Consider the following 21675-nt stretch of genomic DNA (forward strand, 5'->3'; position numbering starts at 1 on the left):
AGCGCCCGGCCCGCGGGTAATGTGACGTTATGAGTTTCAACGACAACGTTCAGCTTGATCCCTCCCAGGTCCAGGACCGCCGGGGCATGGGCACCGGGGTGAAAGTCGGCGGCGGCATCGGCGGCGGCCTGGTCCTGCTCGTTGCCCTCCTCCTGGGCATCAACCCCAACATGCTCGGCGGACTGGTGGACGGGGGCTCGTCTGGACAGTCCCAGGGCACGGCACCTGCCTGCAGCACCGGCGCGGACGCGGACGCCCGCCTGGACTGCCGGATCACGGGCACCGTCAACAGCCTCAATGCGTTCTGGCCCGGCTACCTGAAGCAATACAAGGTGCAGTACCCGCGGCCGGAAGCGGTGATCTTCAGCGGCGGCACCAACACCGCGTGCGGGGCTGCGACCTCCGAGGTGGGCCCGTTCTACTGCCCCACGGACACCACGGCGTATTTCGATCCCGGGTTCTTCCAGGAGCTGGTGGACCGTTTTGGTTCCTCCGGCGGCCCGCTGGCCCAAGAATATGTGGTGGCGCACGAGTTCGGCCACCATGTCCAGAATCTGCTCGGTGACCTGCAGCGGGCGCAGCAGGATCCGCAGGGACCGGAGTCAGGGTCCGTACGCACCGAACTGCAGGCGGATTGCTATGCCGGTCTTTGGGCCAAGTACGCCTCCACCACCCCGGACCCGGCTACGGGCCAGCCGTACCTGGAACCCCTCACCCAGCAGGATGTGAACGACGCATTGTCCGCCGCCGCTTCGGTTGGTGACGACCGGATCCAGAAGGCCGCCACGGGCCGCGTCTCCCCCGAAGGTTGGACGCACGGCTCCAGCGAGGAACGGCAGCGCTGGTTCTCCCGGGGCTACCAGTCCGGCGACATCAACCAGTGCGATACGTTCAGCGCCGCCACCCTCTAACCCCGGTTCACCCCGGATGGACCGACGACGACGGCGGGTCGCCTTTCCTGCGAAAGGCGACCCGCCGTCGTCGTATATAAGGCAGTGGGGACTATAAGGCAGTGGGGACTTAGATGTTGAAGCCGAGGGCCCGCATCTGGTCCTTGCCGTCGTCGGTGATCCGCTCGGGACCCCATGGCGGCATCCATACCCAGTTCAGGCGCCAATCGTCCACAACACCGTCCAGGGCCTGTCCCACCTGCTCCTCGAGCACATCGGTGAGCGGGCACGCCGCTGTGGTGAGGGTCATGTCGATCAGGAGCGCACCGTCGTCGTCGGAGTACTTCAGGCCGTACAGCAGCCCCAGGTCGACAACGTTGACGCCAAGCTCGGGGTCGATGACGTCCTTGAGCGCCTCTTCGACATCCTCCAGGGCCGTGCGGCCCGGCTTGATTTCGGTCATGGCAAGTCCTTACTAGGCCTGGACTGCGGCCGGAGCCGCGACGGCGGCTGCGCCGGCGCCCTTGGCGTAACGGTCGTAGCCTTCTTCTTCGAGGCGGTCGGCCAGCTCCGGGCCGCCCTCCTCCACAACCTGGCCGTCCACGAACACGTGCACGAAGTCAGGCTTGATGTAGCGCAGGATGCGGGTGTAGTGGGTAATGAGCAGGGTGCCCATGTTTCCCTCGGAGTGCGCACGGTTGACGCCCTCGGACACGATCTTCAGAGCGTCAACGTCCAGGCCGGAGTCGGTCTCGTCCAGGACGGCGAACTTGGGCTTGAAGAGTTCCAGCTGCAGGATCTCCACGCGCTTCTTTTCGCCGCCGGAGAAGCCTTCGTTGACGTTGCGCTGCGCGAAGTCGGCGTCGATGCGCAGCTTCTCCATGGCGTCCTTGACGTCCTTGGTCCAGGTACGCAGCTTGGGCGCTTCGCCGTCGATGGCGGTCTTCGCGGTGCGCAGGAAGTTGGTCATGGTGACGCCCGGAACCTCTACCGGGTACTGCATGGCCAGGAAGACGCCGGCCCGTGCGCGCTCGTCAACGCTCATGGCCAGCACGTCTTCGCCGTCCAGCGTGATGGTGCCGCTGGTGACGGTGTAGCGCGGGTGGCCGGCGATGGTGGAGGCGAGGGTGGACTTGCCGGAGCCGTTGGGTCCCATGATGGCGTGCGTCTCGCCGGTCCTGATGGTCAGGCTGACGCCCTTCAGGATCTCCTTGGTGCCCTGCTCCGTCTCAATGCTGACGTGCAGGTCCTTGATCTCAAGAGTTGACATGCTCTTCTTTCTTTTCGCTCGTAAGTCTGGTGCTGCGGGCGCTCAGTAGTTGTTTACTGCTGCGCCGTTCAAAACGTTGGTGACATCCACATAGACGTCGTCTCCGTCGAGTTCGACGGCGAATACCGGAACAGGATCGTAAGCCGGAAGCTGGAGCGGCTGGCCGCTGCGCAGGTCGAACTGGGAGCCATGCCCCCAGCACTCGATGGCGCAGCCTTCCACGTCGCCTTCGGACAGTGAAATGTCCGCATGCGAGCACGTGTCGCCGATGGCGTGGATGTCCCCCATCGAATCCCGGACAACGGCCACCGGGTAGCCGTCGACCAGGATGCGCAGCGCCTGCTTGACCTTGATGTCATTGGCGCTGCACACCAGCTCACCCTTGGGTTTGCCGCTCATACGTTCCTGCCCGCCTGTCTCTAGTAGTCGATTGCCGCGAGTTCGCGCTCAACAGCCTCGGTCAGGCGCTCTTCGAGGGCCGGAACCTTGATCTGCTGGATGATCTCGTTGAGGAAGCCTCGGACCACCAGGCGGCGGGCAACATCCTCGGGGATACCGCGGGCCATCAGGTAGAACAGGTGCTCGTCGTCGAACCGGCCGGTGGCGCTGGCGTGGCCGGCACCCTCGATCAGGCCGGTCTCGATTTCGAGGTTGGGCACGGAGTCCGCGCGGCAGCCGTCGGTGAGCACCAGGTTCTGGTTCTTCTCGTACGAATCGGTGCCTTCGGCCTGCTTCTGGATCAGCACGTCGCCAACCCACACGGTGTGCGCGCCCTTGCCCTGCAGAGCGCCCTTGTACAGGACGTTGGACTTGCAGTTCGCCACGTTGTGGTCCACGAAGGAACGGTGCTCCAGGTGCTGGCCGGCATCGGCGTAGTAAAGCCCCAGGAGCTGCGTCTCGGCGCCTTCCCCGGCGAAGCGGACGTTGGAGTTCAGGCGCACGATCTTGCCGCCAAGAGTTACGGCAATGTGCTTGTACACGGCGTCCTTGGCAACCTCGGCGTCATGCTGTGCCAGGTGCTTGGCGTCGTCCCCCCAAAGCTGCAGGGAAACCACCGTGAGGTGGGCGCCTTCGCGGACCAGGACCTCAACGTTGCCGTTGTGGTCTGAGGTGCCGTCGTGCTCGATGATCACGACGGAGCGGCTGTTGACTCCGGCTTCGATCACCACGTGGGAGTTGGTCCGGCGGCCTGCGCCGTTGCCGGTCAGGACCAAGCGCACCGGCTCGTCCAACTCGGCGTTCGCCGGGATGGAGATGAGCTGGGCGTCGCCGGCGTTCGCGGAAGCCACGACGGCGGCACGGTCGGCGGGGACGAGGGTGGCGCCACGGGGGGCCTCACCTGCGCGGAGGGTCCGCTGGACCACGGCTGCAGGTGCCTCGACCGTAACGCCAAGGGCGCCGGCCTCCGACGGGGTATCGGACAGCAGGTTGGCCAGTTCACGCACCGGGGTGAAGCGCCATTCCTCTTCCCGGCCGTTGGGCAGGGCGAAATCGGCCACGTCATGGCTGGTGAGCCTCTCGGCGCGGGAGGCCATGACCTGTGTGCCGTGGCTATGGTGGCGGTCCACCTTGGAGGCGACGAGGTGCTCGCCCTCCTCGGTGAAACCGGCGATCGACGGTGCGCCGACGCGCGCCTTTTCGGTAGTTGCTTCGGCAGTCATTAACCGACGGATCCTTCCATCTGGAGTTCGATGAGGCGGTTCAGCTCGAGGGCGTATTCCATGGGCAGTTCGCGGGCGATCGGCTCAATGAAGCCGCGCACGATCATGGCCATGGCCTCGTCCTCGGGCATGCCGCGGGACATGAGGTAGAACAGCTGTTCCTCGCTGACGCGGGAAACGGTGGCCTCGTGTCCCAGCTGGACATCGTCCTCGCGGATGTCGATGTACGGGTAGGTGTCAGACCGGGAAATGGTGTCCACCAGGAGGGCGTCGCAGCGCACGGTGTTGGCCGAGTGCTTGGCTCCTTCCCGGATCTGGACCAGGCCGCGGTAGGCGGCGCGGCCGCCACCACGGGCAACGGACTTGGAGATGATCGAGCTCTTGGTGTTCGGCGCAATGTGCACCATCTTGGAACCGGTGTCCTGGTGCTGGCCCTCGCCGGCGAAGGCAATGGACAGGGTCTCGCCCTTGGCCCCTTCGCCTACAAGGTACACGGCCGGGTACTTCATGGTGACCTTGGAGCCGATGTTTCCATCGATCCACTCCATGGTGGCGCCTGCTTCACAGACGGCACGTTTGGTCACCAGGTTGTAGACGTTGTTCGACCAGTTCTGGATGGTGGTGTACCGGACGCGGGCGCCCTTCTTTACGATGATCTCCACCACGGCGGAGTGCAGCGAGTCCGAGGTGTAGATCGGCGCTGTGCAGCCTTCGATGTAGTGGACGTAGGAGTCCTCGTCGGCGATGATCAGCGTGCGTTCGAACTGACCCATGTTTTCCGTGTTGATGCGGAAGTAGGCCTGCAGGGGGATCTCCACGTGGACGCCCTTGGGGACGTACACGAACGAGCCGCCGGACCAGACGGAGGTGTTCAGCGAGGCGAACTTGTTGTCGCCCACCGGGATGACGGTGCCGAAGTACTCCTGGAAGATCTCCGGGTGTTCCTTCAGCGCGGTGTCGGTGTCCAGGAAGATGACACCCTGCCGCTCAAGGTCCTCCCGCAGCTGGTGGTAAACAACCTCAGACTCGTACTGGGCGGCAACACCCGAAACAAGGCGCTGCTTTTCGGCCTCGGGGATGCCCAGCTTGTCATACGTGTTCTTGATGTCCTCGGGCAGGTCCTCCCAGGTGGCAGCCTGCTTCTCGGTGGAGCGCACGAAGTACTTGATGTTGTCGAAGTCGATGCCGGAGAGGTCCGCGCCCCAGGTGGGCATGGGCTTGCGGTCGAAATACTTCAGGCCCTTCAGGCGCAGGTCGAGCATCCATTCCGGCTCGCTCTTCTTCGCCGAAATGTCCCGGACTACCTCTTCGTTGAGCCCACGGCGGGCGTTGGCGCCGACATCGTTCTTGTCGGCCCAGCCGTACTCGTAGTTGCCGATGCCGTGGAGCTCGGGATTCTTTTCCAGAATCTCCGAGATCACAGTGTTTTCGGCGACTGCTTTCTCTGATAGTTGGTCCGTCATCACGGCCTTTCTTGCTGATGGTTGATTACTTCGTCCAGGCTGGCGGGGGCTGCCGCCGGCACCGTGGCCGGTTTGGCAGGCAGCCTGCCTGTAGGAATATGTGTGGTGCAGACGTGGCCGCCGCGGGCCAGCGTGGAGAGGCGGCGGACGTCAACGCCCACCAGCCTTGAAAAGACTTCGGTCTCGACGTCGCAGAACACCGGGAAGCGGGCGGCGAGCTGCTGGATGGGGCAGTGGCCCTGGCAGAGCTGCACGCTGGAAAGCGCCGCGGGCAGGGGTGCCTTTGCCTCGATGGACGCAGCGGAAGCCACGAAGTTGTCGCGGGTCAGCGCCGCTGCGAGTGCGGTGGCGCGGTCCCGGATGTCCGGGCCGGCCTGCTCGATTTCGGGTGCGTAGCGCCGCTCCATATCCGCGAACCGTTCTTCGGCGAAGGCGCGCACCGCGTCGGGGCCGGCTACCTTTTGCAGCTGCTGGAGCGCAAGGGCGGCGATGTCCAGGTAGTCGTTGCCCAGGCTGGACTGGCCCTGGGAGCTGAGGACGTAACGGCGTGCGGGGCGGCCGGCACCCGTTCCCGGCTTGGCGAGGCGCTTGACCTCGATGACTCCGGCCCGGGAAAGGTGGTCCAAATGGCGCCGGACAGCGGCCGGGGTAAACCCCAGCATGTCCCCCAGCTCGGCCGCGCTGACGGGACCGTGCTCCAGGACGGCAGCGAGGACCCGGTCCCGGGTGCGCTCGTCAGCGTCTGCCACAGGACCGGACGCAGCGGGTCCCGGCCCGGCAACAGGCACAGCGGTAGCGTTGGTCATGGAATACACAACACAATCATGTCGTAATTTAGTCCTGCACTCCAGTAAGGGCAGGCTGACCTTGGCTCTGCACGGAATATGACTTCCTGCAGTTTCCCGGCGCTCCGCCCGACCCCGCCGGACGGGACGGAATACTACATCCCGTAGAATACTGTGGTGCGATCCCCCCAGTCCCCCGTCCTGTCCATCCATGGGCTCATCAAGGACGTAGGCCCCCTGTCCAGCCTGGACGGAAAGATGCTCAGGGTTGTCAGCGGCGTCTCCCTCACCGCGGAGCGCGGGCAGGTGACCGCGCTGCTGGGCGCAAACGGAGCCGGCAAGACAACCACCCTGGAATGCGCGCAGGGCCTGCAGAAACGTACCGGCGGCAGCATTTCCCTGCTGGGCCAGGACCCCGCCACGGCCGGTGCTGACCTGCGCTCCCGCGTCGGGGTGATGCTGCAGGACGGCGGGCTCCCGCCGTCGGCACGGCCCATCCCGTTGTTGCGGCATATCGCCGGCCTGTACGCCCGCCCCTGGCCGTTGGAAGACCTGGTGGGCAGGCTGGGCATCGATACCTTCAGCCGGACCAGCGTCCGCCGGCTTTCCGGCGGCCAGAAGCAGCGCCTGGCACTCGCCGCAGCCTTGATCGGCAGGCCGGAAGTCCTCTTCCTGGATGAACCCAGCGCCGGACTGGACCCGCAGTCCCGGCAGCTGGTGTTCGACCTGATTGCCGAGCTGCGCGACGGCGGCATGGGAATCATCCTGACCACCCATCTGATGGACGACGCCCAGCGCCTTGCGGACTACGTGTACATCATTGACGGCGGCCGCAACGTCGCCGAGGGCACTGTCCATGAGCTGCTGCAGCGCAACCCCGTGGCGGACCAGGCCGGCGAGCACGTCCGGACCCTGGTGTTCGAGGCACCCGCCGGGCTGGACCTGGCTGCGGTGCTGCCGGACGACGTCGACGTCTCCGAGGCCCGTGCCGGCAGCTACGCCGTCACCGGCGCCCTCACACCCCGCCATTTGTCCACCCTGGCCCAGTGGTGGGAAGCAAAGGGCATCATGCCGGCATCGATGAGCCTCCAGGCGCGTAGCCTTGAAGACGTCTTTCTGGACATCTCAGGAAAGGACATCCGATGAGTACCGCAGCGATCCGGGAGACGCAGAAGCCCGCGTCCCTGCCGCGCCGCGTCCTCCTGCAGGGCAAATACGAGGCACTGACAATGCTGCGGAACGGCGAGCAGCTGATCCTGGCCGTGGTGTTGCCGCTGCTGGCACTGGTCGGCCTGACGGTGACGCCCTTCCTCGACGGTATGGGCTCCAGCCGCATCAATGTGGCTGTTCCGGGGATCCTCGCTCTGTGTGCCATGTCAACGGCTTTCACGGGGCAGGGCATCGCCACCGGCTTCGACCGCCGCTATGGGGTGCTGCGTTTCCTGTCCACGACGCCCTTGGGCCGCGGCGGCCTGATTGCCGGGAAGGTTCTCTCGGTCCTGGCCGTCCTGTGCCTCCAGGTGGTAGTGGTGGGCCTGGTCGCCCTGGTGCTGGGCTGGCAGCCGACGGCGGCGGGCTGGCTCCCCGGGCTTGCCCTGCTTGCGCTGGGTGCAGCGGCATTCACCGCACTGGGGCTGCTGGTGGCAGGTACCGTCCGGCCGGAAGCGACGCTGGCGATTACCAACCTGCTGTGGATCCTCCTGGGAGCCATGGGCGGCATCGTCATCCCGGCCGAAAGGTTGCCCGCCGCGGCGCAGGCCGTGGTCCATTTCCTGCCTTCCGGCGCCCTCGGGGAATCGATGCGCGCCGCTTTCCTGGGTGGGGCCGTGAACGGCGGCGCCGCCCTGATCCTGCTGCTCTGGACCGTCATTGCCGGAGCCGCAGCCATACGTTGGTTCAAGTGGAATTGAGATAATCGTGACCACGGCTTCACGCCTTCCCCAGATTGCCGGCCGCCTGGCGTCGCGGCTTCCCCGTACGGTGGACGTCCGCATCCGCCGCCTCGCCGTTGCCTCCCTGATCGGCCAGACGCTTTTGGTGGTCACGGGCGGGGCTGTCCGCCTGACGGCGTCAGGCCTTGGCTGCCCCACCTGGCCCCGCTGCACCTCGGACTCGATCGTGAACACCCCCGAGATGGGCATCCATGGCTTCATCGAGTTCGGCAACCGGCTCCTGACCTTCGCGCTGGCCGCCGTGGCCGCGCTGATGCTGGTCTACTTGTGGAACCTGCGCAAGGAACGCAAGGACCTCTTCCTGCTGGCCCTCGGGCTGCTCGCCAGCATCCCGGCGCAGGCCGTCATCGGCGGCGTCACCGTGCTCACCAACCTCAATCCGTGGGTGGTGGGCCTCCACTTCCTGGTGTCGATGGCCCTGGTGGTGTTCTCAACCCTGCTGGTGAACCGCGCCTTCGGCCGGACCGGCCGTTTCCCGGCGGCCCGGGCGGCCGTCCTGCCCGCGGCCCTGCGCCCGGTGACTGCCGCCGTCGCCCTCTTCTCTGCCGTGGCCGTTATGCTCGGCGTGGTGGTGACTGGTGCAGGTCCGCACGCGGGTGACGCAGATGCTCCCCGGAACGACCTCGACTGGGACTTGTTCTCCCACATCCACGCAGTGCCTGCCTACCTGGTTACCGCGGGAACGGTGGTGGCGCTGGTGCTGGTCATCCGGCGGCGCATTACCGGCCCCTTCCGGACGGCGGTCCTGATGCTCCTGGGAGTCACCGTCCTCCAGGCCATCATCGGGTTTACGCAGTATTACAACGGCATTCCCGCGTTGCTGGTGGCGGCCCACATGCTCGGCGCCGCGCTGCTGATGGCAGCATCGACGAACGCCTGGGACATCGCCCGTTCAAGCACGGCCAAGTAAGTTCAGGCACCGCCACGCAGGAGGCGCCCCGGTCCGTCTGTGGACCGGGGCGCCTTTCCTTTATAGGCAGGCCTTGGCGCAGCTGCCCGGACTAGCCGGACGCCAAGGCGCCCTCCTGCAACCTGGACCCGAGCCCCGGGTCCAGGTCCGCTATGCCGTCCGGCGTCACTTCGAGGACCCGCGCGGTGGCAATGTCATAGAACAGGCCGGTTGCCTGGACCTGCCCGCCGGCCAGGGCCGGCCCCGCGTGCGGATGGTTGTGGAGCTTGCCCAGCTGCACGGCCACATTGACCATCGCCAACTGGTCCACCGTGCTGTAGCCCGCGGCGGCGGCCTGCTTCCCCACCGGGTGGCCAGCCAGCAGTTCGGCATGGCTTTGCCGGGAGTGCCCCAGCCAGCGCCCGAACGCCGGGCCCAGGGAGGCGTGGTCCGCGCCGTCCGCCTCGGCGATCAGCGCCTTCATGGCGCCACAGTTTGAATGCCCGCAGATCACCAGCGACTTCACGCCCAAGCCACTGACGGCGAAGGACAGGGCCGAGTCGATCGAGGCATCCTGGCCCCGGTTGCACACCACGTTGCCGATGTTCCGCAGGGTGAGCAGATCGCCCGGACCGCTGCTTGTGATCAGGTTGGGGTTAACGCGGGAGTCGACGCAGGCCACAAACAGGCTGTCCGGATTCTGTGCCTCGGCCAGGTCGTGCACCAGCGGGCGCACCTGGTCCGCGAAGCGGCGGTGATACTTGTTGATCCCCTGCAGCAGGGATTCCTTCCGGGGCGGAAGCGGCAGCTCGCTGGTTTCTCCGCGCCGGGGCGGTTGGTGCGCCGCGTCCCGGAACAGGGTGTTCCCGTGCTCTTCGAGGTTCACGGTGCCGCCCGTGGCCTGGTGCTGGACCTGCCAGGCCAGCAGGGCTTCGCGGAACGAATGGTCCACGTAGTCCGCATTCAGCTCCACCACGACGTCCACGGCGGCGGGGATGGACTGCAGCGTCCCGTTCAGCCGCGGCAGCGCGAAGAAGCTGCAGGATCCTGCAACGGTCACCCGCCAGGGCGACGACATAGTGGCGGGAGAATGCGCTTGGATCGGGGCGCGCAGGACCCGCCACAGCACGCACGCGGCGGCCAGGGCGAGCCCGATCATGACGCCCTCCAGCAGGTTCAGGACGACAACGCATGCAAGGGTCACGGCGTAGATCAGGAGGTCACCTGTCCGAAGGCTGGTGCGGATATCCGCCACCTTGATCAGGCGCGCGCCGATGACCACCAGCAGGCCGGCGAGGACGGCCAGCGGGATGAGCTGGATCAGCCCGGCGAAGAGCGCCGAGAAGGCAAGGACCCACACGCCGTGCAGCACGGCGGAGGTCCGGGTGGCTGCGCCGGCTTCCACGTTGGTGGCGCTGCGGACGATGACCCCCGTGACGGGAAGGCCGCCCAGTGATCCGGAGACGATGTTTGCGGCGCCCTGGCCGACGAGTTCCTTGTTGAGGTTGGTGCGCGGGCCGGTGTGCATTTTGTCCACTGCAACCGCGGAAAGGAGGGATTCGATGCTCGCGATCAGGGCCATGGTCAGGACTGCGAAGGCGAAGGCCCGCCAGTTTCCGTCGGGAAGCTGCGGCAGCGCGATCGCATCGAAGATCGAGCCGTCGAGGGAGATCCGTTCCACCCCCGGGGCAAAGGCGACCGCCAACGCGGTACCGGCGGCAACTGCCGCCAGCGGGCCCGGCACCCGGCGGACAATGGGGGGAAGGAACCGCCAGCACAGCAGGATCACGATGACCGCCAGGCCCAGCAGGGCCGCATGCAGTTCCAGGTTGGTGATGGCGGCAGGCAGTCCTGCGAGGTTCTCAAGCGCAGAGCCCGCAGGCTCCGATCCCAGTAGTACGTGGAGCTGCTGCAGGATGATGGTGACGCCGATGCCGGCGAGCATGGCCTTGACCACCACGGGGGAAACGGCCAGGGCTGCCCGGCCGACGCGGCTTATACCCAGCAGCAGCTGCACGACGCCGGCGGCCACGGTGATGGCGCACGTCACCTGCCAGCCGAACTCCTGCACCAGGCCTGCCACGACGACGGTCAGCCCGGCGGCGGGTCCACTCACCTGGAGCGGTGAGCCGCCAAGGCTGCCGGCCACAATGCCGCCGATGGCGGCGGCGATCAATCCTGCCATGATCGGGGCGCCGGAGGCAGCCGCGATGCCAAGCGAGAGCGGGAGCGCCACGAGGAACACCACCAGGGAAGCGGGGACGTCGGCGCCGAGGTGGGAGGCAAATCCGGGGAGACCGGGTTTTTTCCGGACCGGGTTCCCGTTTCCGCCCGGTGGACTGTGGCTGGGCGTGGGGACGGCTGAGGGACGGGCTTCCATGGGCTGTTTCCTTTGCTTGCGGGAAGGGTCCGTTCCACCGTAAGCAGGTTGTCATGTTTAATGACAGTTAACGTGACCGATATGACAAGAATGTCATATGGTTCACCGAGGCAACGAAACCGGTGGTTTGCGGCCCACGCGCAGCATGCCAACAAAGAAGGCGGCCCCCACCTTGAGGTGGCGGCCGCCTGCGGCTTAATGGGGCGGTTTGGCTAGCCGCCCGCCACTGCACTTCCGACGAACGGGTCCACAGCGAGGGCGATGAAGAGCAGCGTCAGGTAGCTGATGGAACCGTGGAACACCTTCATGGCGCGCTTGTCGGGAATATCCTCCCGGTGGGCGCGGGAGTACAGCGCATGGGACTCGTAAAGGAACCAGGCGCCCGCGATGACAGCAGTTGCCGTGTACACCCAGCCCGCTCCGCCGGCCGGGATCATCAGCAGGGATGAGGCCACCATGGCCCAGGCGTAAAGGACCACCTGGACGGACACCACTTTTGCCCCGGCAATGGCCCCGAGCATGGGGACGTTGGCGTTCCGGTAGTCCTCGCCGTACCGCATCGACAGGGGCCAGTAGTGCGGGGGCGTCCAGAGGAAGATCACCAGGAACAGGATGACGGCGGGCCATTCGACGGAGTTCGTTACGGCGGCCCAGGCAATCAGTACCGGGAAGCAGCCTGCGGCGCCGCCCCACACGATGTTCTGCGCCGTGCGGCGCTTGAGGATCATGGTGTAGATGACGACGTAGAAGAAGATAGCGCCCAGTCCCAGCCATGCCGAGAGCGGATTGGCGCCGAACCAGAGGATCACGATCGCCGCCGCACCCAGCAGCCAGGAGAAGACCAATGCTTCCCGCGGGGTGACTTCACCCGTGACGAGCGGCCGGTTTTCCGTCCGGTGCATCAGCTTGTCGATATCCCGGTCGATGTAGCAGTTGAACGCTCCCGCGCTGCCGGCGGCGAAAGCCCCGCCCACCAGGGTGGCAAGGATCAGCCCGATGGAAGGGAAGCCCCGCTCCGCGTAAATCATCGTGGGAAGCGTGCTGACCAGGAGAAGTTCGATCACGCGCGGCTTGGTGAGGGCGAGATACGCCTTGGCCTTACGGGCAAACCCGATGCCGGAGGCCCGGGATGCGTTCAGCGGCGTATCTGTTGTGCTCACGGTGGCAGTCACCCGTTCTGTGTGGCAGTTGAGGCTGCAGGGCAGCTCCGGTCGTGCGGCCCGGACCCGGGCACGGCACTCAGGGATGGAAAAGCGCCAGGTGCGTGCAACAGCCGGGACACTCCGGGTGGCGATAGTGATGCGCACCCGGCGTTGGCCTCCAAATATCATACCGCGCCGCAAGCACTTCCCCTGCCCCGCAATATGCGCAATTGATTGCTCGCAGGCCCATTCGAGCAGATTAAGTCACCGCGCCGGAATAGTGATTCACAAAAGGGGAAATTGCGTCCAAAACGTGAGATTTGCGGCGCCCGAAGGATGGATAAGAGCTAAGCTGTCACCAGATCAGCACGCAGCAAGAAAGCGGTGGAAAACGCATTCCCGTTGCTGTCCGTGACTGAATGCAAGGATCAACGTTTCGATGGTGAACGGCTGGTACACACCGCAGCGGGCGCCAAGCAGAGCACCCTTGACCGGATCCGGTGTACCACCCACGCCAGCACAGAGAGGGGCCCGGTTTTCGTGCCACATTTGGAAGAGCAAGAACTGTCATGGACCAGCTTGGACCAGCGAGCCGTGGACACCATCCGTGTCCTGGCCGCGGACGCCGTCGAGAAGGTGGGCAACGGCCACCCCGGAACTGCCATGAGCCTGGCACCCGCCGCTTACCTTCTCTTCCAGAAGCTGATGCGCCACGACCCGCGGGATCCGCAATGGCTTGGCCGTGACCGGTTCATCCTGTCCCCCGGCCACACCTCCCTGACGCTTTACATCCAGCTCTTCCTCTCAGGCTACGGGCTGGAACTGAAGGACCTCGAGGCGCTGCGCACCTGGGGTTCACTCACCCCGGGACACCCGGAGTACAAGCACACCGCCGGCGTGGAGATCACCACCGGCCCGCTCGGCCAGGGACTCGCGTCCTCGGTCGGATTCGCCTACTCCCAGCGCCGCCAGCGTGGCCTGTTCGACGCCGATGCGCCGGCCGGCGAGTCGCCGTTCGACCACACCATTTGGGTCATCGCGTCCGACGGCGATCTCCAGGAAGGCGTCACGGCGGAGGCTTCGTCGCTGGCCGGCCACCAGGAACTGGGCAACCTCGTGGTGATCTATGACGAGAACCACATCTCCATCGAGGACGATACCGACATCGCATTCACCGAGGATGTCCTGAAGCGCTACGAGGCCTACGGCTGGCACACCCAGCGCGTGGACTGGACCCGGACCGGCGAATACAAGGAAGACGTCCAGGAGCTCTACAGTGCCCTGCTCGCCGCCAAGGCCGAGACCTCCAGGCCGTCCATCATTTCGCTGCGCACCATCATCGGCTACCCGGCCCCCAAGAAGCAGAACACCGGCAAGATCCACGGCTCCGCCCTCGGCGCCGACGAGGTTGCCGCGCTGAAGGAGGTGCTGGGCTTCGACCCCGCGAAGTCCTTCGAGGTGGACCAGGAAGTCCTGGACCATGCACGCGCAGTGGTGGAACGTGGCGCGGCCGAACACAAGGAATGGGAAGAATCCTTCAACGCCTGGCAGGCAGCCAACCCCGAGGGCGCCGCCCTCCTGCAGCGCATCGAAGCGCAGGAACTTCCTGCCGACGTCGACGCCGCGCTGCCGGTCTTCCCGGCCGGCAAGGATGTCTCCACCCGCGCAGCCTCCGGCAAGGTCCTGAACGCCCTCGGCCCGGTCCTGCCCGAGCTGTGGGGCGGCTCAGCCGACCTCGCAGAGTCCAACAACACCACCATCGAAGGTTCCCCGTCCTTCGTGCCGGCCTCCAAGCAGACCGGTGCCTGGTCCGGGAACCCGTACGGCCGGGTGCTGCACTTTGGTATCCGTGAGCACGCCGCGGCATCAATCGTGAACGGCATCAGCCTGGCCGGCAACACCCGCGCGTTCTCCGGTACGTTCCTGATCTTCAGCGACTACCAGCGCCCCGCCATCCGCCTGGGCGCCCTGATGGGTGTCCCGTCCCTGTACGTATGGACGCACGACTCCATCGGCCTGGGCGAGGACGGCCCCACCCACCAGCCAGTGGAACAGCTCGCTTCACTGCGCGCCATCGTGGGCCTGGACGTCGTCCGCCCCGGCGATGCCAACGAAGTGGCAGCCGCCTGGAAGACCATGCTGGAAAACCACACCAACCCCGCAGGCATCGTCCTGACCCGCCAGAACATCCCCACGTGGGAACGCGGCGAGGGCGACGCCGACGGCGACACTTTCGCGTCGACCGCAGGCGTGGCGAAGGGCGGCTACGTGCTGGCCGAAGCATCGAAGGACGGCGCCACGGTGCCGGCCGACGTGATCCTGATCGCCACCGGCTCGGAAGTCCAGCTGGCCGTCCAGGCCCGCGAAGCGCTGCAGGCCGACGGCATCGCGGCCCGCGTGGTATCCATGCCCTGCGTTGAATGGTTCAAGAAGCAGGACGCCGCCTACCGCGAATCGGTCCTGCCCGCGGCAGTCAAGGCACGCGTGTCCGTCGAAGCCGGGCTGGCCCTTAGCTGGCGCGAATTCGTTGGCGACGCAGGCCGCTCCATCAGCCTTGAGCACTATGGCGCTTCCGCGGACTACAAGCGCCTCTTCCAGGAGTTCGGCATCACGGCGGAAGCAGTGGCCGCCGCCGCCAAGGACTCCCTCGCCGGCCTGCAGGCCTGAAACCTAAACTTTTAGGAGATAGAACAATGACAACTCCCACCCAGCAGCTCTCCGACGCCGGTGTTTCCATCTGGCTCGACGACCTCTCCCGCGGACGCCTGGAAACCGGCACCCTCCGCAAGCTCATCGAAGAAAAGAACGTGGTTGGCGTGACCACCAACCCCTCCATCTTCCACGCGGCCATCACGTCGGGCACCGACTACGACCACATCATCGCCGCCAAGGCGGCAGAGGGCGCCAGCGTGGAGGACACGATCTTCGAGATCACCACCACCGACGTCGCCGATGCCTGCGACCTGTTCGCGCCCGTCGCCGCCGCCACCCGGGGAATCGATGGCCGGGTCTCCATCGAGGTCGACCCTCGGCTTGCCTGGGACACCGCCGGGACCATCGCCGAGGCCAAGCACCTCTACCAGCGCGTCAACAAGGCCAACGTCCACATTAAGATCCCTGCAACCGTCGAGGGCCTCGAAGCCATCACGGCCACGCTGGCAGAGGGCATCAGCGTCAACGTCACGCTGATCTTCTCCCTGGAGCGCTACCGGGCAGTCATCAACGCCTTCCAGGCCGGTCTGGAGCAGGCCAAGGAAAACGGGCACGATCTTTCAAAGATCCACTCGGTTGCATCCTTCTTCGTTTCGCGCGTTGACACCGAGATCGACAAGCGCCTCGACAAGATCGGCACCGAAGAAGCCAAGGCCCTCAAAGGCAAGGCCGGCCTCGCCAACGCGCGCCTGGCCTACCAGGTCTACGAGGAGCTCTTTGCCACCGAACGCTGGGGCCTGCTGGCCGACGCCGGCGCACTCCCCCAGCGCCCCCTGTGGGCCTCCACCGGTGTTAAGGACCCGGCCTACCCGGACACCCTGTACGTCACCGAACTCGTGGCCCCCGGCGTCGTGAACACCATGCCGGAAAAGACGCTCGATGCCACCTTCGACCACGGCGTGGTCACCGGCGACACCGTCTCCGGCACCTACGAGGAGGCAAACGCAACCCTGGACGCCCTGGAGAAGCTCGGAGTCTCCTACAATGACGTCGTCGCACTCCTTGAAACCGAAGGCCTGGACAAGTTCGTGGCCAGCTGGAAGGAACTCCTGGCCGACGTCGAAGGCGCCCTCGCTTCTGCACGAAAGGCTTCCTAACACCTATGAGCACTCTCAGCTACGACGCCACCGGCGCTGCACAGCACGCGCTTGAACAGCACCTTCCCGGCCTGGTCCAGGACCGGGTCGCCACCCGGATCTTCGCGAAGGACCACACGTTGTGGGGTCCGGACGCCGAATCCGAGTCAGCGGTCCGCCTGGGCTGGGTGGAGGCCGCCACCGTTTCACAGCCCCTGGTCAAGGACATCCTGGAACTCCGGGACGCGCTGCGCTCCGAGGGCGTGACACGGATCGTGCTTTGCGGCATGGGCGGGTCCTCGCTGGCCCCCGAGGTCATCGCAGGCACGGCAGGCGTCGAGCTGACTGTGCTGGACAGCACGGACCCGGACCAGGTCCGTGCCGCCCTCGCCGACCGGCTGGCCCACACGGCCATTGTGGTGTCGTCCAAGTCCGGCTCCACCCTGGAAACGGACTCCCAGCGCCGGATCTTCGAGCAGGCCTTCACCGAGGCCGGCGTGGACGCCAAGAGCCGGATCATCATCGTGACCGATCCCGGCTCACCGTTGGACAAGGCTTCCCGGGAGGCCGGCTACCGGGCGGTCTTCAACGCCGATCCCAATGTCGGTGGCCGCTACTCGGCCCTGACGGCGTTTGGCCTGGTCCCCTCCGGCCTGGCCGGCGTAGACATCCAGGCTTTCCTGGACGAGGCGGAGGAAGCCGCAGAAATCCTCAACGACGATGCCGCGGACAACATCGGGCTGGCTTTGGGTGCCACCCTGGGCGGAACCAGCCCGCTGCGGAACAAGATCGTCATCGCAGAGGACGGCTCCGGCATCGTTGGATTCGCCGACTGGGCTGAACAGCTCATCGCTGAATCCACCGGCAAGCTCGGCACGGGCATCCTTCCGGTGGTCGCAGGTCCTCAGGCCCCGGAGGTAACGTCCGGCGCTCCCGACGTGCTGGTGGTGCGGCTCGTGGCAGCCGATGCCGACATCGAACTCGGCGAGAACCAGGCAGCCATTGCCGGCGGCCTCGCCACCCAGATGATGGTGTGGGAATTCGCCACCGCCGTGGCGGGCCGCCTGCTGGGGATCAACCCCTTCGACCAGCCCGACGTCGAAGCCGCCAAGGTAGCGGCACGCGGGTTGCTGGACGCCCAGCCGGAACCCACTCCGGCAGCGTTCGTCGACGGCGCCATCGAGGTGCGCGGCGGTGACTGGCTCGGCGACGCAGCAACGGCGGAAGGTGCCGTCAAGGCACTCCTCGGCACCTTGGCGTCCGACAGCTACCTGAGTGTGCAGGCGTACTTCGACCGGTTGGCTTTCGCAGGACTCGAAGGCATCCGCGACGACCTGGCAGCTGCCACCGGCCGCCCGGTGACCTTCGGCTGGGGCCCGCGGTTCCTGCACTCCACCGGTCAGTTCCACAAGGGTGGCCCCGCCATCGGAGTGTTCCTCCAGGTCACTGCCACCCCGGCGGAGGACCTGGGCATCCCGGACCGGCCGTTCACCTTTGGTGAGCTCATCGCTGCCCAGGCTGCAGGCGACGCCCAGGTCCTGGGTGGGCACGGCCGTCCCGTGCTGCGCCTCCACCTCACCGACCGTGCGGCCGGCGTGGCACAGCTGCAGGACATCGTCGCTGCACTGTCCACCCGCGCATCCGCAACCGAAAGCTAAGGCACAAAAGCAACCATGCCAGAAACTGAATACGGCCGGAAAGGCACGGGCCGCGGGCGTAATCCGCTGCGCGATCCGCGCGACCGCCGTTTGAACCGGATCGCCGGTCCGTCCTCGTTGGTTCTTTTCGGGGTCACGGGCGATCTTGCCCGCAAGAAGCTCATGCCGGCGGTCTACGACCTCGCCAACCGTGGCCTGTTGCCGCCCAGTTTCGCCTTGGTGGGTTTCGCCCGCCGGGAGTGGGACAAGGAGGATTTTGCCGCGGAGGTGAAGGCCTCGGTGCAGGCACACGCCCGGACCCCGTTTGATGAGGCAGTGTGGAATCAGCTCTCCGAGGGCATCAGGTTTGTCCAGGGCGAGTTCGACGACGACGCGGCCTTTGAGCGGCTCGGCGAAACGATCAAGGAACTCGACGATGTCCGGGGCACCCGGGGGAACCACGCGTTTTACCTGTCGATCCCGCCGAAGGCGTTCGAGCAGGTCTGCCGTCAGCTGTCCAAGCACGGCCTCGCGCAGGCCGACGGGGACAAATGGCGCCGGGTGGTGATTGAGAAGCCGTTCGGCCACGACCTGGAATCGGCCCGGCAGCTCAATGACATTGTTGAATCGGTGTTCCCGCCGGATGCGGTGTTCCGGATTGACCATTACCTGGGCAAGGAAACGGTGCAGAACATCCTGGCGTTGCGGTTCGCAAACCAGTTGTTCGAGCCGTTGTGGAACGCGAACTACGTGGACCATGTCCAGATCACCATGGCCGAGGACATCGGCACCGGTGGCCGGGCGGGTTACTACGACGGTGTCGGTGCGGCACGCGACGTGATCCAGAACCACCTGCTGCAGCTGCTTGCGCTGACCGCGATGGAGGAACCGATCTCGTTCAACGCCGATGACCTGCGGGCGGAGAAGGAAAAAGTCCTTGCAGCGGTAAAGCTTCCGGAGGATTTGTCGACACATTCGGCGCGGGGGCAGTTCACGGGCGGCTGGCAGGGCGGCGAGCAGGTCCTGGGCTACCTGGAAGAAGAAGGCATTCCCGCCGATTCGACCACGGAGACCTATGCCGCGGTGCGGGTGGACATCCACACCCGCCGCTGGTCCGGGGTGCCGTTCTACCTGCGTGCGGGCAAGCGCCTGGGCCGGCGGGTCACCGAGATCGCGGTGGTGTTCAAGCGCGCACCTAACCTGCTGTTCACCGATCACGGTGAGGACGATTTCGGGCAGAACGCCGTAGTCATCCGGGTCCAGCCCGATGAGGGCGTGACGATCCGGTTTGGGTCCAAGGTCCCCGGCACGCAGATGGAAGTCCGCGATGTGACCATGGACTTCGGGTACGGGCACTCGTTCACCGAATCCTCCCCTGAGGCGTACGAGCGGTTGATCCTGGACGTGCTGCTGGGTGAGCCGCCGCTGTTTCCCCGGCACGAGGAAGTGGAGCTGTCCTGGAAGATCCTCGACCCGTTCGAGGAATACTGGGCATCACTGTCCGAACAGCCCGAACCCTACGCCCCCGGCTCCTGGGGCCCGGCCAGCGCGGATGAGTTGCTGGCCCGTGACGGACGAACCTGGAGAAGGCCATGATCGTAAACCTGCCGGATACCACCACCTCGAAGGTGTCCAAGAAGCTCATGTCCCTGCGCGAGCAGGGCGGGGTGATCGCCTTGGGCAGGGTCCTGACCCTCGTTGTGGTGACCAAGTCCGGGCTGGAGGAAGAAGCGATCGAGGCCGCCAATGACGCGTCCCGGGAACACCCCTGCCGGATCATCGTGCTCGCCGACGCCGGGAAGGACGCCCAGGACCGGCTGGACGCACAGATCCGGGTCGGCGGGGACGCCGGCGCGTCCGAGGTCATCGTGCTGCGCGGCTACGGCCAACTCGCGCACGAATCCGAGTCGCTGGTGGCGGCGCTGCTGCTCCCGGACGCTCCGATTGTGGCCTGGTGGCCGCACGGCGCCCCCGAGAACGCCTGCGAAACATCCATCGGCGCGATCGCGCACCGCCGCATCACCGACTCGGCGAACGAACCCGACCCGCAGGCTGCCCTGGAGCGGATCCACCAAACCTACAAGGCCGGGGACACCGACCTCGCCTGGACGCGCCTGACCAACTGGCGCATCCAGCTCGCAGCTGCCCTCGACGAAGTGGACTCTTCGCCGGTGACCGCGGTAGCTGTCGAAGGCGCTTCGGACTCACCCTCCACCATCCTGCTGGCGGCCTGGCTCACCCTGACCCTGGACGCCCCGGTGACCATCGTCGCGGACCCGGCCGGGACGGGCATCCGCCGTGTCCGCCTCAGCCGTCCCGGCGGTGACGTCCAGCTGTTCCGCCCGGGACTTTCCATCGCCGAACTCACCCAGCCGGGCCAACCCGCCCAACGGATCTCGCTCCCGCGCCGCAGCCTCCGCGACTGCCTCGCCGAAGAACTCCGCCGCCTGGACCCCGACGAAGTATTTGGCGAAGTGATTACTATTGGACTGCCACGTACCAATCTAAGGAGCGTCCGACCCAGTGAGCGTTGACCCACGAGTAAGTATCCATCCTGATTCGTCCGTCCTCATGGCCGCCATAGCGGCACGCCTGATCACCAAGCTCGTTGATGTCCAGGACAAGTACGGCGAAGCCACGGTGGTGCTCACCGGGGGAACCGTGGGAATCGGCACGTTGAAAGCTGTCGCGGACTCCCCGGCAGCGCCCGCCGTCGACTGGTCCAAGGTCAACTTCTGGTGGGGTGACGAACGCTTCGTCGGTTCCGCGGATCCGGAGCGGAATACCAAGCAGGCCTTCGACGCATTGCTCTCGCACATTCCGGTGGACCCGGAACGGGTCCACTCGCCGGGTTCGTCCGATGAGTTCGGCACGCCGGAGGAAGCGGCTGAGGACTATGCGCGCCAGCTTCGCGATGCCGCAGCAGCCGAGCACGCAGCCGACATGTCCGACGACAGGCCCGAGGAGCCATCCGCACTCCCCCGCCTGGACGTCGTCCTGCTGGGTGTGGGCCCTGACGCCCACATTGCTTCGCTGTTCCCGGAGCAGGCCGGAGTCCGCGAGAAGGAGCGCACGGTGGTGGGTGTGCGGAATTCGCCCAAGCCGCCCCCGCTGCGCATCTCCCTGACCCTGCCTGCCATCAACACGGCAGCGGAGGTCTGGATGGTTGTGGCCGGCGAGGACAAGGCAGGAGCCGTGGGACTCGCCCTGGCCGGGGCAAATCCGGTGCAGGTGCCCGCGTCCGGGCCGCGTGGAACGTCCCGCACATTGTGGCTTATCGACGAAAACGCGGCGTCACGTGTCCCCGAGCAACTGGTCCGGAAGGACGCCGCGGGCGCGTAGCTTCTCCAGCGCTCCGGCCAGGACGTCCTCGGCGTCCTGGCCGGAGCGCCGTTCTTTAACGTACTCAAGATGGCTCTTATAGCCGTCCTCAAACGGGTCGTCCGCTACCGCCTGGCCGTCCCTGGACGCGGGCGCGCCGCAGCGCCGGCAGTCCCAGATGCGGGGAATCTGCTCCTCCGGCATCTTCAGGAACACCGGCTGGGTCTCATGGCCCTTGGCACACCAGTAGGACACCCGGATCCGCGGGAGGGACCCCGGGGATAAGTCGTTGGACTGCAGGCTCGAACCGGAGCCTGCAACCACCCCGGCCCGGGTGCCCCGAAAGCCTGATGACGGATGGACCATGGAAACGCCTCCCTCGAACCCGTGACCGGAGCCCTGCAGCTTAAACCCAAAAAACTGTGGCTGCCGGGTGAACCGACAGCCACAGTTTAGGGGCAGGGGCCCGCGTGGCGGGAGTGCCACTGGACCCTATT

General features: G+C 66.2%; 19 protein-coding genes. 10 read left to right on the forward strand and 9 right to left on the reverse strand.

Annotated elements, in window-relative coordinates; translation table 11 throughout:
* Positions 1–29 precede the first annotated feature (29 nt).
* On the forward strand, positions 30–911 hold the full coding sequence (locus tag NIBR502771_RS15210) for a neutral zinc metallopeptidase (RefSeq protein WP_141160486.1): 882 nt from the start codon (positions 30–32) through the stop codon (positions 909–911).
* Between the two features lie 109 nt (positions 912–1020).
* Here NIBR502771_RS15210 and NIBR502771_RS15215 read toward each other — a convergent pair whose 3' ends face one another.
* The 6 genes from NIBR502771_RS15215 to NIBR502771_RS15240 are packed head-to-tail and all read right to left on the reverse strand — an operon-like array spanning position 1021 to position 6090.
* Positions 1021–1353 carry a metal-sulfur cluster assembly factor gene (locus NIBR502771_RS15215; RefSeq protein ID WP_018761278.1) on the reverse strand — a complete coding sequence of 111 codons (333 nt, stop codon included), beginning with the start codon at positions 1351–1353 and terminating at the stop codon, positions 1021–1023.
* 12 nt (positions 1354–1365) lie between these two features.
* Positions 1366–2160, reverse strand: coding sequence for a Fe-S cluster assembly ATPase SufC (sufC, locus tag NIBR502771_RS15220; RefSeq protein ID WP_141160487.1), 795 nt, complete (start codon positions 2158–2160; stop codon positions 1366–1368).
* A 42-nt stretch (positions 2161–2202) separates the two neighbouring features.
* Entirely contained in the window at positions 2203–2559 is a 357-nt protein-coding gene (locus tag NIBR502771_RS15225; protein WP_141160488.1) for a non-heme iron oxygenase ferredoxin subunit, read from the reverse strand.
* Positions 2560–2579: 20 nt separating this feature from the next.
* Positions 2580–3821, reverse strand: a complete 1242-nt coding sequence (sufD, locus tag NIBR502771_RS15230) for a Fe-S cluster assembly protein SufD (RefSeq protein WP_141160489.1) — start codon at positions 3819–3821, stop codon at positions 2580–2582.
* On the reverse strand, positions 3821–5284 hold the full coding sequence (gene sufB, locus NIBR502771_RS15235; RefSeq protein ID WP_141160490.1) for a Fe-S cluster assembly protein SufB: 1464 nt from the start codon (positions 5282–5284) through the stop codon (positions 3821–3823). Before sufB ends, sufD begins: the two co-directional genes overlap by 1 nt.
* Entirely contained in the window at positions 5284–6090 is an 807-nt protein-coding gene (locus NIBR502771_RS15240; RefSeq protein ID WP_246839683.1) for a metalloregulator ArsR/SmtB family transcription factor, read from the reverse strand. Before NIBR502771_RS15240 ends, sufB begins: the two co-directional genes overlap by 1 nt.
* 156 nt (positions 6091–6246) lie before the next feature.
* Here NIBR502771_RS15240 and NIBR502771_RS15245 point away from each other — a divergent pair, with 156 nt between their 5' ends.
* Genes NIBR502771_RS15245 through NIBR502771_RS15255 form a run of 3 tightly spaced genes read left to right on the forward strand, consistent with a single transcriptional unit; the run spans position 6247 to position 8931 of the window.
* Positions 6247–7215: an ABC transporter ATP-binding protein gene (locus NIBR502771_RS15245; RefSeq protein WP_141160492.1), complete on the forward strand. Its 969-nt coding sequence runs from the start codon at positions 6247–6249 to the stop codon at positions 7213–7215.
* Positions 7212–7979 (forward strand): ABC transporter permease, encoded by a 768-nt coding sequence (locus tag NIBR502771_RS15250; RefSeq protein ID WP_141160493.1) that lies wholly within the window; start codon positions 7212–7214, stop codon positions 7977–7979. Before NIBR502771_RS15245 ends, NIBR502771_RS15250 begins: the two co-directional genes overlap by 4 nt.
* 7 nt (positions 7980–7986) lie before the next feature.
* A complete protein-coding gene (locus NIBR502771_RS15255) occupies positions 7987–8931 on the forward strand; it encodes a heme A synthase (protein ID WP_141160494.1) in 945 nt (314 codons plus the stop codon).
* A 91-nt stretch (positions 8932–9022) separates the two neighbouring features.
* Here NIBR502771_RS15255 and NIBR502771_RS15260 read toward each other — a convergent pair whose 3' ends face one another.
* Positions 9023–11290, reverse strand: coding sequence for a bifunctional SulP family inorganic anion transporter/carbonic anhydrase (locus NIBR502771_RS15260; protein ID WP_141160495.1), 2268 nt, complete (start codon positions 11288–11290; stop codon positions 9023–9025).
* 212 nt (positions 11291–11502) lie between these two features.
* On the reverse strand, positions 11503–12462 hold the full coding sequence (locus NIBR502771_RS15265; protein WP_141160496.1) for a heme o synthase: 960 nt from the start codon (positions 12460–12462) through the stop codon (positions 11503–11505).
* A gap of 519 nt (positions 12463–12981) precedes the next feature.
* Between NIBR502771_RS15265 and tkt the strand changes: the two genes are divergently transcribed.
* From tkt to pgl, 6 genes are read left to right on the forward strand one after another with little or no spacing between them, the layout of a single operon-like run.
* The gene (tkt, locus tag NIBR502771_RS15270) at positions 12982–15099 is read left to right on the forward strand and encodes a transketolase (protein ID WP_141160497.1); all 2118 of its coding nucleotides are present in this window, start codon (positions 12982–12984) and stop codon (positions 15097–15099) included.
* A 26-nt stretch (positions 15100–15125) separates the two neighbouring features.
* Positions 15126–16241 (forward strand): transaldolase, encoded by a 1116-nt coding sequence (gene tal / locus NIBR502771_RS15275; protein ID WP_141160498.1) that lies wholly within the window; start codon positions 15126–15128, stop codon positions 16239–16241.
* Positions 16242–16246: 5 nt separating this feature from the next.
* Positions 16247–17878: a glucose-6-phosphate isomerase gene (locus NIBR502771_RS15280; RefSeq protein ID WP_141160499.1), complete on the forward strand. Its 1632-nt coding sequence runs from the start codon at positions 16247–16249 to the stop codon at positions 17876–17878.
* A 15-nt stretch (positions 17879–17893) separates the two neighbouring features.
* The gene (gene zwf, locus NIBR502771_RS15285) at positions 17894–19453 is read left to right on the forward strand and encodes a glucose-6-phosphate dehydrogenase (RefSeq protein WP_141160500.1); all 1560 of its coding nucleotides are present in this window, start codon (positions 17894–17896) and stop codon (positions 19451–19453) included.
* The gene (locus NIBR502771_RS15290; RefSeq protein ID WP_141160501.1) at positions 19450–20391 is read left to right on the forward strand and encodes a glucose-6-phosphate dehydrogenase assembly protein OpcA; all 942 of its coding nucleotides are present in this window, start codon (positions 19450–19452) and stop codon (positions 20389–20391) included. Before zwf ends, NIBR502771_RS15290 begins: the two co-directional genes overlap by 4 nt.
* Before the next feature lie 37 nt (positions 20392–20428).
* Positions 20429–21199: a 6-phosphogluconolactonase gene (gene pgl / locus NIBR502771_RS15295; RefSeq protein WP_246839909.1), complete on the forward strand. Its 771-nt coding sequence runs from the start codon at positions 20429–20431 to the stop codon at positions 21197–21199.
* Here the strand turns inward: pgl and NIBR502771_RS15300 are convergent.
* Positions 21152–21544, reverse strand: coding sequence for an RNA polymerase-binding protein RbpA (locus NIBR502771_RS15300; RefSeq protein WP_141160503.1), 393 nt, complete (start codon positions 21542–21544; stop codon positions 21152–21154). The genes pgl and NIBR502771_RS15300 overlap by 48 nt on opposite strands.
* Between the last annotated feature and the right edge of the window lie 131 nt (positions 21545–21675).

The organism is Pseudarthrobacter sp. NIBRBAC000502771 (assembly GCF_006517215.1).
Lineage (GTDB): Bacteria > Actinomycetota > Actinomycetes > Actinomycetales > Micrococcaceae > Arthrobacter > Arthrobacter niigatensis.